The following is a 15,953-nucleotide window of genomic DNA, read 5'->3' as shown; positions in this document are numbered from 1 at the left end:
CATCATGCATCAAACCTCACGCCGCGGCCGCCCGCAACCGGGACGGACGAACGATCTCGATCGGACGCGCACCGACGGCGCGGATGGCGCCGTGGAGCTGCAGCACGGCGCCTTCGATCCGGCCATCCGACAGCAACGCCTGCGCGCAATGCTCCCCCGCGGCCAGCGCCGTTGCCACGTCGGTCTCGCTCAGCACGCCGACATCGCATGTGACAAGCCGATGACCGAGATCATTGTCGGGCTGCAGCTCGCAGGCGGGACGGCGGACCACCGCGGAATGTCCGGGCAGGTCGACCGCATTGGCGATCACCGTCGCCGCCGCGTCCGCCTGCGCCGCGCTTGCCGCAAGCACCGTCACCGCATCGGCGATGCCGAGCGAAAAACTGCGGCCATGCCGTCCCGACGTGGCGACGCCGCGGACCGCGTCCGCAGCATGGAGCGTGATCCGACGCATGACGCCGGCCGCATCCGGCCGGTCCATCAATCCGACCGTGAAGGTCGCGGCGTCTTCCAGATGCAGCGCGATATCGCCGCCATTGTTGACATAGGCCCGCGCAAGCGTCGCCGCGCCGCGCATCGCGCCGAGAATCTCCTCGGCCACCGCTCCGGCCACCGCGGCCATCGGCGTGATGAACATCTCGGCCGCGAACGGCGCCACGGCCGCATGCATGCGACGGGCGACGACGCCATTCACAACACAACGATCCTGATCCGCGGCCTTGCGCAGTTCGGACAGTTCCGAGCAGAGCTCATCGAGCAGACCGGTGAAGCGTTCCGCGGCCGCCTGATAGGCGGCGCGGATATCAGCCTCCGCCCCCTCGGCGCCGATGATCAGATCGATCGGTCCATCCTGCAGATGCAGCCGCCGGTCCGGCAATAGCGCGATCTGGGGCTGACGGCTCATATGCCCTGCCCCGGCCACGGCAACTGCCGAATATCCTTGCTGACATCCCTGAGCGACGCGAGCGGCTGCACGTAATCCATGTGGCCGCCCAGCGCCTCATAGTCGGACAGCGTCATGGTGAACTCGATCGGCGCCACCAGCGCCGGAGTCGGCACGTAGCCGAAGGCGCCGGCCGGCATCTGCGTCACGTCCACCATGTAGGTGATGCCGCCACCCGGCCAGACATAGACCGGCGCCCCGCCTGACGTGACGCGCGTCAACGCATCCTTGACCGAACGCGTCAGCCGCACCGGATTGTCGGTGACACCGGCGCGCAAAGAGCCGCCGGCACCGGCCATGAACAGCACGGTGCACAGCGCCGGCTCGCAATTTTCCTGGATGCGCTCGACCGAGAACTGCAGCTCCGGCGGCATGTCGCGCTGGACCGGCTTCAGCGCCTCGTCGAGCACATAGTAGCCGGCATGCTCGCCGGTGGTCGACACCATCAGCAGCGTCGTGCCGGGCTTCGCCGTCTTCGGATCGAACGGCCCGAGAATGGAGAGCGGATCGGAGATGTCGGTGCCACCCCAGCCGGTGCCGGGCTGCGCCACCTGGAAGTACCGCCCCGGCGTGGAGCGTCGCCCCTTCATCTTGATGCCGGTGGCCGGAATGTCGAGCAGCTTGCCGGCCTGGTGCTCGGACAGCACGCCGGTGATGTGGTCGTCGACCACGACGACCTCGTCGACCTTGCCCTGCCACTGCTTGGCGAACATGCCGATCGTGGCCGAGCCGCAACCGACGCGCATGCGCTCTTCCTTGACGCCGTTGACCACCGGCGGCTGCCCCGCCTGCACGATCACGCTGGCGCCGCCATCAATCGTGAGTTCGACGGCCTTGCGGTTGCTGAGATCCATCAGCGCATCGCAGGTGACACGCCCCTCCTTCTTGGAGCCGCCGGTCAGATGATGCACGCCGCCGAGCGACAGCATCTGCGAGCCATATTCGCTGGTCGTGACGTGACCGACCGCCTCGCCGTCGACGCGCACCGTCGCGGCCTCGGGCCCGAGATAGCGGTCGGTGTCGATCTTCACCTTGACACCGCAATAGCTGAAGATGCCCTCGGTCACGACCGTGACCATGTCAACGCCTTCGACCTGCGACGAGACGATGAATGGCGCCGGCTTGTAATCGGGATAGGTGGTGCCGGCTCCGATCGCGGTGACGAACAGTTCCGGCTGATGCACGATTTTGCCGTCCCAGTCGCCGCTGGCCTGGAACGGAACCAGCTTGCCGCCATGCGACACGGTGCGCTCGAGCAGGATGTGCGGATCGACGCGCACCAGCACGCCATCCTGATTGGCGTAGCGATCGCAGGCACCGGCCGCGCCCGGCTTGATGTAGCACATCACCGGGCAGGCATCGCAGCGGATCTTGTCCCCTGCACCGTCGCTCGCCGTCTCAGTCACCATGCAGAGGAGCCCATCTTGAAGCGGAGGCGACGATAACAGCCGGCGCGCCGCGGCAATTCGTTCGTATACGAATGATGTCGCGCCCCTCCGCCGACTGTCAAGCGCTCCCGCAGGCGAAAAGCAGGTTTGCCGGATAAACGATCAGTTTGCCCTGCACAATGACGACAAATCGTGCATACGCTGCACCGCGAAACGCGGTACTTGCATGTTAGTACACAAACGATAGGCTCCGGGGCGATCGCGATCGCATTCTCGTTAACGATAGCATAGCGGACGACAGAAGGGCATGACGCCAGCAACGATTCGGCTGACCGTGAACGGACAGACGCATGACGTCACCGCCGCGCCCGACACGCCCCTGCTCCATGCGCTGCGCAACGACCTCGGTTTGAACGGCCCGAAATATGGCTGCGGCCTCGGCGAGTGCGGCGCGTGCACTGTGCTGATCGACGGCCGCGCCGCACGCTCCTGCGTCATTCCGATCGAGGGCTGCGTCGGTCGCACCGTCACGACGCTGGAAGGCCTCGGCTCGCGCGAGGCGCCGGATCCGGTGCAGCAGGCCTTCATCGCCGAGCAGGCCGCGCAATGCGGCTATTGCCTGAATGGCATGATCATGACCACCAAGGCGCTGCTCGCGATCAAGCCCGATCCGTCGCTCGACGAGATCAAGCAGGCGCTGCGCTACAATCTTTGTCGCTGCGGCGCCCATATCGAAATCCTCCGCGCCGCGATGCGGGCCGCCGGACACGCGCTCGAGGCGTTGGACTGATGAGCGCTGGCACGCCCACCGAAACCGACGCACCGCGCGGCTGGCTGGTCGTCGAACGCCCCGTCGCGGGCGCCGACGGACAGTTCGAGACCTTCATTCGGATCACCGCGTCCGGCGAGGTCTCAGCCTTCAACGGACATGTCGATCTCGGCACCGGCATCCGGACAGCGCTGGGACAGATCGTCGCAGAAGAGCTCGACGTCTCCTTCGCCCGCGTCGTGGTCGTGCTCGGCGACACCGCCATCGTGCCCAACCAGGGCGCGACGATCGCCAGCGAGACCATCCAGATCACCGCGGTGCCGCTGCGCAAAGCGGCCGCGCAGGCGCGCGCCTTTCTGCTGGTCCGGGCGGCAGCGCAACTGGGTGCCGCCATTGAGGATCTGGCCGTCGAGGATGGACTGGTCCGTGGCGCCAATAATCGCGCGCTCAGCTATGGCGAGCTGATCGGCGACGAGACCATCCGTCTCGCGCTGGCTGACGACGTGGCCGTCAAACCGGTCGACAATTATCAGGTCGTCGGCCGCTCGGTGCCGCGCGTCGATCTTCCGGCCAAGGCGACCGGCGAACTCACTTACGTGCACGACGTTCGCGTCCCCGGCATGCTGCACGGCCGCGTCGTGCGTCCGCCCTATGCCGGTATCGATGCCGGCCCGTTCATCGGCACCAGCCTGATCGGCGTCGACAAGGACTCGGTGCGTGACGTTCCCGGCCTGGTCGATGTCGTCGTCATCGGCGATTTTGTCGGCGTCGTTGCCGAGCGCGAGGAGCACGCCATCCTCGCCGCCGAGCGCCTGCAGGTCAGCTGGAAACCGGTGCCGGACTTGCGCAATCTCGACGATGTCGCGAACGCGCTGCGCGCCAACCCGTCGAGCCCACGCCGGCTGCTCGACAAGGGCGATGTCGACGCCGCGATCGCAGGCGCCGCCAAACCGATGCGGCGGACGTATCTCTGGCCCTATCAGATGCACGGCTCGATCGGGCCGTCCTGCGCGGTGGCCGATGTTCGCGACGGCCAGATCCGCATCTATTCGGGGACGCAGAACCCGCACATCCTGCGCGCCGATCTCGCCAAGCTGATCGACTGCCCCGAGCATCAGATCGAGCTGATCCGGCTCGAGGCCGCCGGCTGCTACGGCCGCAACTGCGCCGACGACGTGACCGCCGATGCCCTGCTGCTGTCGCGCGCCGTCGGCCGCCCGGTGCGCGTGCAGCTGACGCGCGAGCAGGAGCACCTGTGGGAGCCCAAGGGCACCGCGCAGCTGATGGACGTCAATGGCGGCCTCAACGCCGACGGGTCGGTCGCGGCCTATGAGTTCGCCACGCGCTATCCCTCGAATGGCGCGCCGACCTTGGCCTTGCTGCTCACCGGCCGCGTCGCGCCGGAGCCGGTCGTGTTCGAGATGGGCGACCGCACCGCGATCCCGCCTTACGATTACGACCACATGCGCGTGACGGCGCACGATATGCCGCCGATCGTGCGCGCATCATGGCTTCGCGGCGTATCCGCCCTGCCCAATACCTTTGCCCATGAGTCCTATATCGACGAACTCGCCGCCGAGGCCGAAGTCGATCCGATCGAATACCGGCTGCGCTATCTGAAGGACGAGCGCGCCCGCGATCTCGTCAACGCGGTCGCCGAGCGCGCCGGCTGGACGCCGCGCCCGGTGCGGCAGGAGAAGACGCCGGTGGATGGCGTCGTGCATGGCCGCGGCTTTGCCTATGCGCTCTATGTCCACAGCAAGTTTCCCGGTTATGGCGCGGCATGGTCGGCGTGGATCGCCGATGTCGCCGTAGACACGACGACCGGCGATGTCAGCGTCACCCGCGTGGTCGCCGGGCAGGATTCCGGCCTGATGATCAACCCGGACGGGGTGCGTCACCAGATCGAGGGCAACGTCATCCAGTCGACCAGCCGGGCGCTGATGGAGGAGGTCCCATTCACACGCGGCAAGGTCGCGGCGCGGGAATGGGGCGCCTATCCGATCATCACCTTCCCCGACGTGCCTGACATCGACGTCTTGATGCTGCCGCGACCGGACCAGCCGCCGCTCGGCGTCGGCGAGTCCGCTTCGGTCCCGAGCGCGGCCGCGATTGCCAACGCGATCTATGACGCCACCGGCGTGCGCTTCCGCGAGCCGCCATTCACGCCGGAGCGCATTCTCGAGGGATTGCGCGGCGAGCAGGCCGAGAGGCCGTCACCGCCGCACCTCCCCACGCCCGACAAGCCGGCCAAGACATGGCTCAAGCCGTTCGCCAAACAAGGCGGCCTGATCGCCGGCGCGGTGGCCGCCTGCGCCGCAGCGATCGGAGTTGCCGCCGCCGTGCTGCCATGGCGCGCGATCGCGCCGATCGCGCCGTCCGATCCCGCCGTCTATTCCGCCGCGACGATCGCGCGCGGCGAGGCGCTCGCCGCGCTCGGCAATTGCGCGGTCTGCCATACCGCGGACGGCGGCCTGACCAATGCCGGTGGCCGCGCATTGGAGACGCCATTCGGCACCCTCTTCAGCACCAACATCACGCCCGACCTGGACACCGGCATCGGGGCCTGGTCCTATCCCGCCTTCGAGCGCGCCATGCGGGAGGGCGTGCATCGCGACGGCCGGCAGCTGTATCCGGCATTCCCTTACACGCATTTCGCACGGACCAGCGACGCCGACCTGCAAGCGCTCTACGCCTATCTGATGGCGCAGCCTCCGGTGCGGCAGCAGGCGCCGGACAATCAGCTTCGCTTTCCGTTCAACCTGCGGCCACTTGTGGCCGGATGGAATGCCCTGTTCCACGATAACCAGCCGTTCAAATCCGATCCAACGAAATCGGAGCAGTGGAATCGCGGCTTCTATCTGGTCGAGAGTCTCGGCCATTGCAGCGCCTGCCACTCGCCGCGCAATGCGCTCGGCGCCGAACAGCGCAAGGCCTATCTCGCAGGTGGATTTGCCGATGGCTGGGAAGCGCCGGCGCTCACCTCGCTCTCGTCAGCGCCGATCCCGTGGACGGAAGACGAGCTCTACACCTATCTGCGCTCCGGCCAGTCGCGCTTTCACGGCGTGGCCGCAGGTCCCATGGCGCCGATCGTCAAGGATCTCGCGACGCTCGCCGACGCAGATATCCGGGCCATGGCGACCTATCTTGCCTCCTTCCAGGAGGCCGCGCCCGAGCCAGCGACATTGGAGGCGATGGCCGCGGAGCTCGAAGCGCTCACCCAGGTGACCTCGGCATCGTCTCCAGCCGCGCGGCTTTACCTCGGCGCCTGCGCTGTCTGCCACGAGGTCGGCGGCCTGCCGCTGTTCGGCAGCCGCCCCTCGCTCGCGCTCAACAGCAACCTGCACAGCGCGACGCCCGACAACCTGATCCAGGTGATCCTGCACGGCATCATGAAGCCGGCCTCGTCCGACCTCGGCTACATGCCGGCATTCAGGGACCATCTGAGCGACACACAACTTGCGGAGCTCGTCAGCTACCTGCGCGGGCAGTTCGCGCCGGACAAGCCCGGCTGGACGAATGTGGAGGCCGCTGTCAGCCGAATCCGGTCGGCCACACCGCATTAGGACCGGCGATGCTGCAGCTGCCCAGGGCACCACGACCACCACCATGACGCGCATTCGGGCATCGCTTTGCCCCTAATTTCGCCTTGCGGCAGGCACTCTGCCGCTTCTAGAATTCGGGACTACGTTCCAAAAAATGGAACAAACGGTATCATCATGAGCGCCCTGACCAACGCCATCGACATTCTGCGCTGCTTTTCGACCTCGCGGCCCGACCTCTCCTTTGCCGACGTGCAAGTCCTGACCGGCAAGCCGAAGAGCTCCACCTCCCGCCTGCTCCGCTCGCTGCGCGATTGCGGCCTGCTCGAGCAGGATCCACACAGCCGCCGTTACCGCCCCGGCCTGCTCACCTTCGAACTTGGACGCCTGCATCGCGCCCATGACGATCTGATCGCGACCGCCGAGCGCGAGCTGCGCGACGTCTGCGCGCGGACCGGCCATACCGGCTACATCGCCGTGCTCGACGGCTATCAGCAGGTCGTGCTGCGCATCGTGACGGGCTCGAACCCGCTGCGCGTCGTCAATCCGCCGGGCCAGCGTACGCCCGCGATCATCACCTCGAACGGACGCGCGATGCTGGCGCGGCTGTCGGACCAGGAGATCCGGGCGCGTGTCCCGCTCGACTATCCGAAGGTGCCCGCCAATTCGCCGCAAAACTTCACCGAGTTGATGGCGCGGCTGAACGAAATCCGCCGCACCGGCATCTCGGACGCAGCGGACGAGGCCATCGAAGGCGTTGGATCGCAGGGTTTTGCACTGGCGAGCGGCGAGAGCGGTGAACTGATCGGCATCGCCGTCTCCTATTCGGTGCAGGCCACGACCGAGATCGAACGCGCCAATGTCCGCCGCGAGCTCGGCGCGATGGCCGCGCGACTGCGCCGCATCACCGGCGATCCGCTGGGCCAGACCATCGAGCAGCTCGCCGGACTGGCTTCCTGATGCCGGCCACCGGCGCGCCGCGCGTCAACAGCCTCGCGCTGTTGATCCTGCCCAGCGCGCTGCTGTTTGCTCTGTTCTTCTTTTTGCCCATCGGGCTGATGGCCGTCATGAGCGTGCTGACCGGCAATCCGGTCGTCATGCCGCATGTCGGCTTCACTGCAAAGCACTATGCCCGCATCGGCAACGACAGCTATTATCTCGAGGTGATCTGGACCACGCTCCGGATCGGCCTCTGGACAACTATCGTGGCGCTCGTGATCGGCTATCCGCTCGCGCATTGGATGGCACGCATCAGGAGTCGCAGCGGCCATGCGCTGCTGCTGATGGCCGTGCTGGCGCCGATGCTGACCGGGATCGTCGTGCGCACCTTCGCCTGGATGACCTTGCTGTCCGACAAGGGCGTCATCAACCAGGTCCTCGCCGCACTCGGCCTGATCTCGACCCCGCTGCAGCTGATGTATAATGAGAGCGGCATCATCATCGGGCTGGTCCACATCTACGTGCCGTTCATGGTGCTCACCCTGACGGGCGTGATCGGCCGCATCGACGAGCGGCTCGAGCAGGCGGCCGAGAATCTCGGTGCCAGCCCGTGGCGCACCTTTCTTGAAGTCACCCTGCCGCTCAGCCTGCCGGGCATCCTCGCCGGCTCGCTGCTGGTGTTCGCACTTGCGATCAGCGCCTATGTCACGCCGATCCTGCTCGGCGGCTTTCAGATCATGACCCTGCCGATCCTGATCTATCAGCAGATCTCCGCGAACTTCAACGTCGGCTTCGCTGCGGCGCTGGGCATGGTGCTGCTTGCGATCTCGCTCATGCTCGTCATCGCCTACAACCATGTGCTCGGCCTCGTCTCCGGCCAGCGCGAGCTGCAATGAAGGGCGGCGATGCCGAGCCCCGCGTCCCCACCACCATCGCAGCTGACGGCCTCGATCGAGCTTGCGACCTCGACCGGCCTTCGCCGCCGGGCAGCGCATCGGGGCTGGGGCCGCAGGCTTTATCTGGCGGCCAACATCGCGGTTCTGGTCTTCCTCCTGGCGCCGATCGCGATCGTGATCGTCTTCGCACTCAATCCGACGCCGTTCATCCAGTTTCCGCCGGTCGGACTCTCCTTGCGCTGGTTCGAGAAGTTCTTTGCCTCGCGCGACTTCATGCAGGCGCTCGTGTTCAGCCTCGAAGTCGCGGCGATGACCACGCTCGCCGCGACCGTGCTCGGCGCATCTGCCGCGCTTGCCATTGCGCGGGGCAATCTGCCGGGCTCGCGGCTGATCGTGGCGACCATGCTGTCGCCGCTGATGCTGCCGGCCATCCTGACCGGGCTTGCACTGTTCCAGTCCTACGTCCTGCTCGACGTCGGCCGTCCATTGTGGGGCCTCGTCGCCGGCCACACGCTGGTGACCATTCCCTACGTCGTCCGCACCACGCTCGCGGTGCTGCACAATTTCGATGTCAGGCTTGAGGAAGCGGCGCAAAATCTTGGCGCCAGCCCGACCCGGACCTTCTTCGAAGTGACCTTGCCGCTGGTGAAGCCTGGCGTGCTGGCCGGCGCGATCTTCGCCTTCATCGTGTCGTTCGACCAGTTTCCCGTGTCGCTGTTTCTCGTTGCCCCTGGCCGCGAGACCCTGCCGATCACGCTGTTCAACTATCTGAAGTTCGATCTCGACGGCACCATCGGAGCCGCCTCGATCGTCTCCATCCTGCTTGCCTTCCTCGTGGTCATCGCGCTCGACCGCACCGTGGGCCTGCGCTCCTACGTCAAACTCTAACGGAGATCCTTGAGATGACCGCCTCATCGCGTCGCTTTTCCCTGAGCCGCCGGCGCTTGCTGACTGCGGCGGCCTCGCTCGGCGCCGGCGTGATCGCGGCGCCTTACGTCGCGCGCGCCGATGAGGCGGTGCTGAACGTGACGGGCTGGGGCGGCAAATGGGGCGAGGTGATGAAGGCGGAGATCGGCCCGGCCTTCGAGACCGAGTTCAAGTGCAAACTCAAGACCGATACCGCCCTGCCCTTCCTGCCGAAGCTGCAGGCCAGTTCGCGCTCTGCGCCGGTCTATGACGTGCTGCACACCAACTCCAACGAGCAGTGGGCGGCCGTCGAAATGGGCCTCGTCGAGCCCAAGGTCGACCCCAGGCTGGTGCCGAACATCGCCGACGTCTACCCCTACGCCGTCAGCGACAAGATCGTCGGCGTCTGCATCTTCACCAGCGCCATTGGCTTGGGCATGCGCACCGACAAGGGCTATGGCAGCATCACGTCGTGGAAGGACTACTGGGACGCGAAATTCAACGGCGCGCGCGGCGGCTATGTCATCCCCGCGAACAGCCTCGGACAGGCGTTCGTGATGATGTGCGGCACGCTCTTCGGCAAGGGCCAGACCGATCTCGATGCCGCCTATGCGGCGCTGGAGAAGCTGAAGCCGATCAAGCTCGTCGACTTCACCGGAGCGATGGAGAAGCTGATCCTGTCCGGCGAGGCCGGCATCGGCATTCTCCACGATTCCGGCATCTATCGCTACGACGGCCAGAACCAGCCGGTCGACTTCGTCACGCCGAAAGAGGGCGTGCTGTCGCTGGAACAGGTGCTGAGCATCACCCCGGGCAGCAAGGCGAAGGAGCTCGGCAATGCCTATATCAACTACATGCTGCGGCCCGATGTTCAAAAGCGCCTCGCGGAGACGGTGTGGTATTCGCCGGCCAACAAACAGGTGAAGCTCGACGCGAAGTATGATGCGAAGCTGCTGACCACGCCGGAGAAGGTCAGCAAGCTGATCCAGGTCGACTGGAAGTGGTACAACGCGCAGAAGGACGAGATCGACAGCCGGGTCAACCGGATCTTCCGCGCATGAGCGCTGCCATCGAGATTGCCGGCGTCAGCAAGGTCTATGACGGCGGCGTCCGCGCCGTCGATGCCGTGGCGATGGACATCCGGCCGGGCGAGTTCTTTTCCCTGCTCGGCCCATCCGGCTGCGGCAAGACCACGACATTGCGCATGATCGCGGGCTTCGACAGCCCGAGCACCGGCAAGATCTGCCTCGACGGCGCCGACATCACCCATGTGCCGGCGCATAAGCGCGACATGGCGATGGTGTTCCAGAACTACGCGCTGTTTCCACATCGAACGGTGGCCGAGAACGTCGCCTTCGGCCTGCGCATGCGCAAGGTCGACAAGGCGACGATCGCCGCCAAGGTCAAGGCCGCGCTGGCCATGGTCGAGCTGTCGGGCATGGAGGATCGCAGGCCGGCGCAGCTCTCGGGCGGTCAGCAGCAGCGCGTCGCGCTGGCCCGCGCGATCGTGATCTCGCCGCGCGTATTGCTGTGCGACGAGCCGCTCGGCGCGCTCGACAAGAAGCTGCGCCAGCAGATGCAGTTCGAACTGAAGCAGTTGCAGAAGAATTTGGGCGTCACCCTCGTCTTCGTCACCCATGACCAGGAAGAGGCACTGGCGATGTCCGATCGCATCGCCGTGATGAACGCCGGCCGGGTCGAGCAGATCGGCACCCCCACCGAGATCTACGACCAGCCGCGAACTCGTTTCGTGGCTGACTTCATCGGCGACACCAACATCTTTCGTGGCCAGCGCGCCATAATGGATCAGGGCGCCGGGCTCGCGGTCGGCAGCGGCCTCGTGCTGACGCTGCCAAAGGCGGTCGCGACGGCCGGCAATGAAGCCGGCCTGTCGGTTGCGCTGAGGCCCGAGAAAATCGTGGTGTCGCCGAGCAGCGGCGCCGATGGCGGGAGCGCGGGCCGGTCGGCGCGCGGCACGGTCGAAAGCACCAACTTCCTCGGCGGCGCCGTGCTCTACCGCATCGTGCTCGAAGACGGCCAGCGCGTGCTCGCGCAGCAGCCGAATTCGGGGGCGCGTCCATTTCATGCGCCCGGTCAGGCGGTCACGCTCAGCTGGCAGCCCGGCGATCTCGTCATTCTCGAGGATTGATATTGTGAACGTCATCTGCGCGTCAGCGTCCAACCGCGAACCAAGCCCGTATTTTCCGATCGGGGAGCCCTTGTCATGACCGGGAGCGCGATGAAAACGATCAACCTCGACGACATCGAGGCGCTCGCGGTCGGCGCCTGGATTCTCGGCACCGGCGGAGGCGGCAGCCCCTATCTCGGCCTGCTCAATCTGCGCCGTCTCTATGCCGAGGGACATCGCGTGCAGCTGATGTCGCCGCTCGATCTGGCGGACGACGACTGGGTGGCCGTCGTGTCCAACATGGGCGCTCCCTTGGTGGGCCAGGAGCGCCTCGCCGACAGCCGCAGCATCGCGCGCGCGGTGCGGATGCAGGAGGAGATCAACTGCATCACCTTCCACGCCGTGATGTCGGTCGAGATCGGCGGCGGCAATGGCATGCAGGCGCTGATGGCGGCGGCGCATCTCGGCATTCCCGTCGTCGACGCCGACTGCATGGGCCGCGCCTTCCCGGAGGCGCAGATGACGTCGGTGGCGATCGGCGACCTCAAGCCCTATCCCTGCACGCTGTACGATCCGCGCGGCATCGAGGCTGTCGTGACCAAGGTGCCCTCCTGGAAGTGGATGGAGCGCGCCAGCCGCAAGATCTGCGTCGAGATGGGCTCGATCGCCTCGACCAGCAAGGCGCCGCGTACGGGACGCGAGGTCAAGGACTGGGGCATCCATTTCACCACCACCAAGGCGATTGCGATCGGCCGTGCGGTCGAGGCCGCCAACAGGAGCCACCAGGACCCGATCGCAGCGATCCTCGCCTGCGAGGGCGGACTGCGCCTGTTCACCGGCAAGATCGTCGATGTCGAACGCCGCACCACCGAAGGTTTTCTGCGCGGCTCTGCCGTCGTGGAGGGCAGCGATGATGATCGCGGCACGCGGCTCAAGCTGTCGTTCCAGAACGAATGGATCGTCGCCTGGCGCGATGGCGAGGCGATCGCGATGTCGCCCGACCTGATCTGCGTGCTCGACAGCGTCAACGGCCATGGCATCGGCACCGAGACCGCGCGCTACGGCCAGCGCGTGACCGTGATCGCGCTGCCCGCGCCCGCCGTGCTGACCAGCCCGCGCGGCCTCGCCTTCGTCGGCCCCCGCGCCTTCGGCTACGACCTCGATTTCCGGTCGCTGTTCGCGACCGCTGGAGCTCAATGAATGAAGCGCATTGGCATTGACGTCGGCGGCACCAATACCGACGCGGTTCTGATTGCCGACGACAGGGTCATCCACTCCGTCAAAAGCGCCACCACCGCCGACGTCACCTCCGGCATTCTCGCCGCGCTGAAAGCGCTGCGGGCCAATCCCGCAGCAGCCGTGCCGGTCGATGCGGTCGTCATCGGCACCACGCATTTCATCAATGCGGTGGTGCAGCGGCGGCACCTGCAGCGGATCGGTGCGGTCAGGATCGGCATGCCGGCCTCCGCCTCGCTGCCGCCGTTCTGCGACTGGCCCGCCGATCTCGCCGCACTGGTCAACGACGAGATCTTCATGCTCGAGGGCGGCCATGACTATGACGGCCGCCCGTTCATGCCGCTCGACACCGACGGCCTGAAGGCCGCCGCGCGCGCCATCAAGGCCAAGGGCCTGCGCGCGGTCGCGATCGCCTCGTCGTTCTCGCCGCTCGACCCGAGTTGCGAGATCACCGCGCGGGAGATCTTCGCCGAGATCTGCCCCGACGTCGCGGTCACGCTGTCGCACGACCTCGGCCGCATCGGCCTGTTGGAGCGCGAGAACGCCGCCCTTCTCAACGCTGCGCTCCACGACCTTGCCGTCACCACCGTCACCGCCTTCCGCAAGGCGATCGCCGAGGCCGGTCTGGATGCGCCGCTGTTCCTGACCCAGAACGACGGCACCGTGATGCAGGCGGAGACCGCGACCGCTTTCCCGGTCATGAGCTTCGCCTCCGGCGCCACCAATTCCATGCGCGGCGCCGCCTATCTGTCCGGCCTCGACGACGCGATGGTCGTCGATGTCGGCGGCACCACCAGCGACATCGGCCAGCTGCGCCACGGCTTTCCGCGCGAGGCCAACGCGGTCGTCGAAGTCGGCGGCGTCCGCACCCTCTTTCGCATGCCCGATCTGCTCTCGATCGGACTGGGCGGCGGCAGCCATGTCGAACAGGATCCCGTCCGCGTCGGCCCGCTCAGCGTCGGATACCGGCTGACATCCGAGGCCCTGGTGTTCGGCGGCGACCGCCTGACGGCGACCGACATCGCGGTCGCGGCCGGACTGATCGATCTCGGGGACCGCGCCCGTGTCGCGCATCTGCCGCGGCGCCTGATCGAGGCTGCACTCGCGGATGCCCATCGCAAGCTCGAAAGCGACATCGACCGGATGAAGACCGAGGCCGGTGACGTACCGCTACTCGCGGTCGGCGGCGGCGCCTTCCTGGTGCCGGAGCGCCTCTCCGGCATCTCGGAGATCGTCCGCGTCGACCATGGCGACTGCGCCAACGCCGTCGGCGCGGCCATCGCCCAGGTCTCCGGCGAGGCCGACCAGGTGTTCCGCGACATGACCCGCGACGAGGCCATCGCGGCGGCGCGCGGCATCGCCGAAGCGCGCGCCGTCCAGGCCGGGGCCGACCGCGACGCGCTCAAAATGGTCGACGTCGAGGACATGCCGATCGCCTATCTCCCCGGCAACGCGCTGCGTGTGCGCGTCCGCGTTGCCGGCGCCATTGCCGAGCCGAACATCGGCGCGGCGGCGTAGCCTCGTCTCAAGCCAGTTCGGCGATCCTGGTCACGCCCGCCTCGGCGCCCTGCGCCTTCGCGGCCGCCATCGATCCGCCGAGATCGATCCCGCGGCAGGCGCTCTCGATCACGACGGCCTCGAAGCCGAGCCGGCGTGCATCGACCGCCGAATAATGCACGCAGAAATCGGTCGCGAGCCCGACCAGAAACACCCGGCGCAAGCCGCGTTCGCGCAGATAGCCGGCAAGGCCGGTCGGCGTCGTCTTGTCGTTCTCGAAAAACGCCGAATAGGAGTCGATCGCCGGACGAAAGCCCTTGCGGATGATCAATTGCGCCTTGTCGGTCGCTAGACCGGCATGAAAGGCCGCGCCCGGCGTGCCCTGGATGCAGTGATCCGGCCACAGCGTCTGCGGACCGTAGGCCATCGGCACGCTCTCGAACGGCGCCTTGCCCGGATGGCTGGAAGCGAAGGAGCTGTGTCCGGCGGGGTGCCAATCCTGGGTGAGAACGACGTGATCAAACAGCCCGCTGAGCCGGTTGATCACCGGGACGACCGCGTCGCCATCGCTCACGGCGAGCGCGCCGCCGGGACAAAAATCGTTCTGCACATCGATGATGAGCAGCAAATCCTCATTGGTCTTGATCTGCATCCTGCACCCGTTTCACCAGACTTTCACGAGGATGGCCTCGGCCCGCGGCGATCTCAAGCCGACCGGCCCAAGATTCTGCGGCGCCCGCCGAGGGGCAGCCCCACCATTTCGGAATCCCTGCCCTGCAGGGCGGCGCTGGAAACGTCGGGCCAATCGTGGATTCTCCCGGCTGGAGGGTTTTCCCGATGCCCACGACCATGACACGCCGCACCGCCAGCGACAGCCTCGCGCGCTGGGCCATCGCCACCCTGCGCGAGGCCGGAGCAATCGTCGCATGCGAGGCGCATGGCTGGATGCGCGAGCGCGGCGACCCGCATGCGCTGGCGCGCGCGCTCGGCGCGGCCCGCGACGATCCGCCCCGCGGCGTTGGCAGCTCGGAAGCTGTGGCGGCGATTGAGGATGTCCTCGGCGGGATCGGCGATACCTGCCCTGATTGCTCGCAGCCAGGCGAACTGGAAGAATTGCCGCGACAGGACTTGCCGCAAATAAAATAAGTGATTTCCCTGCACGCGCGCCTGCTCTAGCCTGACGCCTCCACCGGGAGACATCACCGTGTCGAGGCGTCCCGCTCCCCCGCTGCGCAAGCCGTGCCCGACCTGCGGGCGCCCGTTGGCCGTGCGGGAGGGCAGCGGCGAGCGCTGCAAGCTGATCTGTCCCGCCTGCGACGGCCCCGACCCGCTGCATTCGCCGAAGGCGCTCGGCTGGGCCAAGGGATCGCTGCGGCCGCCGAAGCGGCCGCAGGAGACCTAGCGCGCGAGCTTGCGCTCGACCTTTTTGCGACTGTTGCCCACCTTCTTGACCGCCTTCTTCACGGCGGAGGCCGAACGTCCGCTCTTCTTGGCTTCGTAGCGCACTTCGTGGTCCTGGCCGCCCGCAACGCGGGCACGGTCCTGCTTGCGTCCGCGGCTGGATGTTGCCGTCGAGGTCTTCTTCTTGGCTGCCATGATGCATCTCCTTGCCAGCGCGCAACGCACGACCCCGCAGGGCAGTTCCGCAGAGCGGCAGCGGCGGGCTCCTCACCATCAGGGTCTCGCGTGGCCGAAGAGATGCGTCATGC

15 protein-coding genes are annotated in these 15,953 nt (G+C 66.9%); 11 read left to right on the top strand and 4 right to left on the bottom strand.

Annotated features, from left to right (window positions below; genetic code table 11):
- Nucleotides 1-16 precede the first annotated feature (16 nt).
- Both BBTA_RS11305 and BBTA_RS11300 read right to left on the bottom strand, forming a co-directional pair.
- Nucleotides 17-904, bottom strand: a complete 888-nt coding sequence (locus BBTA_RS11305) for a UPF0280 family protein (protein WP_041750559.1) — start codon at nt 902-904, stop codon at nt 17-19.
- A complete protein-coding gene (locus BBTA_RS11300; protein WP_085972600.1) occupies nt 901-2,352 on the bottom strand; it encodes a 6-hydroxynicotinate reductase in 1,452 nt (483 codons plus the stop codon). Before BBTA_RS11300 ends, BBTA_RS11305 begins: the two co-directional genes overlap by 4 nt.
- A gap of 286 nt (nt 2,353-2,638) precedes the next feature.
- Between BBTA_RS11300 and BBTA_RS11295 the strand changes: the two genes are divergently transcribed.
- The 9 genes from BBTA_RS11295 (at nt 2,639) to BBTA_RS11255 (ending at nt 14,265) form a co-directional block, all read left to right on the top strand.
- On the top strand, nt 2,639-3,121 hold the full coding sequence (locus BBTA_RS11295; protein ID WP_012042619.1) for a (2Fe-2S)-binding protein: 483 nt from the start codon (nt 2,639-2,641) through the stop codon (nt 3,119-3,121).
- The gene (locus BBTA_RS11290; protein WP_012042618.1) at nt 3,121-6,666 is read left to right on the top strand and encodes a molybdopterin cofactor-binding domain-containing protein; all 3,546 of its coding nucleotides are present in this window, start codon (nt 3,121-3,123) and stop codon (nt 6,664-6,666) included. The genes BBTA_RS11295 and BBTA_RS11290 overlap by 1 nt, the downstream gene beginning before the upstream one ends.
- A 153-nt stretch (nt 6,667-6,819) precedes the next feature.
- Nucleotides 6,820-7,602: an IclR family transcriptional regulator gene (locus BBTA_RS11285; protein ID WP_012042617.1), complete on the top strand. Its 783-nt coding sequence runs from the start codon at nt 6,820-6,822 to the stop codon at nt 7,600-7,602.
- Nucleotides 7,602-8,477, top strand: coding sequence for an ABC transporter permease (locus tag BBTA_RS11280; protein WP_012042616.1), 876 nt, complete (start codon nt 7,602-7,604; stop codon nt 8,475-8,477). The genes BBTA_RS11285 and BBTA_RS11280 overlap by 1 nt, the downstream gene beginning before the upstream one ends.
- Before the next feature lie 9 nt (nt 8,478-8,486).
- Nucleotides 8,487-9,365, top strand: a complete 879-nt coding sequence (locus tag BBTA_RS11275) for an ABC transporter permease (RefSeq protein WP_041750558.1) — start codon at nt 8,487-8,489, stop codon at nt 9,363-9,365.
- Nucleotides 9,366-9,379: 14 nt separating this feature from the next.
- On the top strand, nt 9,380-10,444 hold the full coding sequence (locus BBTA_RS11270; RefSeq protein WP_012042614.1) for an extracellular solute-binding protein: 1,065 nt from the start codon (nt 9,380-9,382) through the stop codon (nt 10,442-10,444).
- Nucleotides 10,441-11,532, top strand: coding sequence for an ABC transporter ATP-binding protein (locus BBTA_RS11265; RefSeq protein ID WP_012042613.1), 1,092 nt, complete (start codon nt 10,441-10,443; stop codon nt 11,530-11,532). Before BBTA_RS11270 ends, BBTA_RS11265 begins: the two co-directional genes overlap by 4 nt.
- 75 nt (nt 11,533-11,607) lie before the next feature.
- The gene (locus BBTA_RS11260) at nt 11,608-12,711 is read left to right on the top strand and encodes a DUF917 domain-containing protein (protein ID WP_012042612.1); all 1,104 of its coding nucleotides are present in this window, start codon (nt 11,608-11,610) and stop codon (nt 12,709-12,711) included.
- Entirely contained in the window at nt 12,712-14,265 is a 1,554-nt protein-coding gene (locus tag BBTA_RS11255; protein ID WP_012042611.1) for a hydantoinase/oxoprolinase N-terminal domain-containing protein, read from the top strand.
- A gap of 7 nt (nt 14,266-14,272) precedes the next feature.
- On the opposite strand, the gene pncA is transcribed toward BBTA_RS11255, so the two are convergent.
- On the bottom strand, nt 14,273-14,896 hold the full coding sequence (gene pncA / locus BBTA_RS11250) for a bifunctional nicotinamidase/pyrazinamidase (protein ID WP_012042610.1): 624 nt from the start codon (nt 14,894-14,896) through the stop codon (nt 14,273-14,275).
- Between the two features lie 185 nt (nt 14,897-15,081).
- Here pncA and BBTA_RS11245 point away from each other — a divergent pair, with 185 nt between their 5' ends.
- Entirely contained in the window at nt 15,082-15,390 is a 309-nt protein-coding gene (locus BBTA_RS11245; RefSeq protein ID WP_041750557.1) for a hypothetical protein, read from the top strand.
- A 58-nt stretch (nt 15,391-15,448) separates the two neighbouring features.
- Entirely contained in the window at nt 15,449-15,646 is a 198-nt protein-coding gene (locus BBTA_RS11240; protein ID WP_041750556.1) for a hypothetical protein, read from the top strand.
- Here BBTA_RS11240 and BBTA_RS11235 read toward each other — a convergent pair.
- Nucleotides 15,643-15,840: a DUF3606 domain-containing protein gene (locus BBTA_RS11235; RefSeq protein ID WP_012042607.1), complete on the bottom strand. Its 198-nt coding sequence runs from the start codon at nt 15,838-15,840 to the stop codon at nt 15,643-15,645. The two genes, BBTA_RS11240 and BBTA_RS11235, sit on opposite strands and share 4 nt — an antisense overlap.
- Nucleotides 15,841-15,953: the final 113 nt, after the last annotated feature.

The sequence above is a fragment of the Bradyrhizobium sp. BTAi1 genome (genome assembly GCF_000015165.1).
Classification (GTDB): Bacteria; Pseudomonadota; Alphaproteobacteria; order Rhizobiales; family Xanthobacteraceae; genus Bradyrhizobium; species Bradyrhizobium denitrificans.
This window is presented reverse-complemented; position numbering and strand designations above follow the sequence as displayed.

Bases quoted from the DNA above. Each gene is read 5' to 3' on its own strand.
- BBTA_RS11305 (WP_041750559.1), bottom strand. From the start codon at position 904: ATGAGCCGTCAGCCCCAGATCGCGCTATTGCCGGACCGGCGGCTGCAT.
- BBTA_RS11300 (WP_085972600.1), bottom strand. From the start codon at position 2,352: ATGGTGACTGAGACGGCGAGCGACGGTGCAGGGGACAAGATCCGCTGC.
- BBTA_RS11295 (WP_012042619.1), top strand. From the start codon at position 2,639: ATGACGCCAGCAACGATTCGGCTGACCGTGAACGGACAGACGCATGAC.
- BBTA_RS11290 (WP_012042618.1), top strand. From the start codon at position 3,121: ATGAGCGCTGGCACGCCCACCGAAACCGACGCACCGCGCGGCTGGCTG.
- BBTA_RS11285 (WP_012042617.1), top strand. From the start codon at position 6,820: ATGAGCGCCCTGACCAACGCCATCGACATTCTGCGCTGCTTTTCGACC.
- BBTA_RS11280 (WP_012042616.1), top strand. From the start codon at position 7,602: ATGCCGGCCACCGGCGCGCCGCGCGTCAACAGCCTCGCGCTGTTGATC.
- BBTA_RS11275 (WP_041750558.1), top strand. From the start codon at position 8,487: ATGCCGAGCCCCGCGTCCCCACCACCATCGCAGCTGACGGCCTCGATC.
- BBTA_RS11270 (WP_012042614.1), top strand. From the start codon at position 9,380: ATGACCGCCTCATCGCGTCGCTTTTCCCTGAGCCGCCGGCGCTTGCTG.
- BBTA_RS11265 (WP_012042613.1), top strand. From the start codon at position 10,441: ATGAGCGCTGCCATCGAGATTGCCGGCGTCAGCAAGGTCTATGACGGC.
- BBTA_RS11260 (WP_012042612.1), top strand. From the start codon at position 11,608: ATGACCGGGAGCGCGATGAAAACGATCAACCTCGACGACATCGAGGCG.
- BBTA_RS11255 (WP_012042611.1), top strand. From the start codon at position 12,712: ATGAAGCGCATTGGCATTGACGTCGGCGGCACCAATACCGACGCGGTT.
- pncA (WP_012042610.1), bottom strand. From the start codon at position 14,896: ATGCAGATCAAGACCAATGAGGATTTGCTGCTCATCATCGATGTGCAG.
- BBTA_RS11245 (WP_041750557.1), top strand. From the start codon at position 15,082: ATGCCCACGACCATGACACGCCGCACCGCCAGCGACAGCCTCGCGCGC.
- BBTA_RS11235 (WP_012042607.1), bottom strand. From the start codon at position 15,840: ATGGCAGCCAAGAAGAAGACCTCGACGGCAACATCCAGCCGCGGACGC.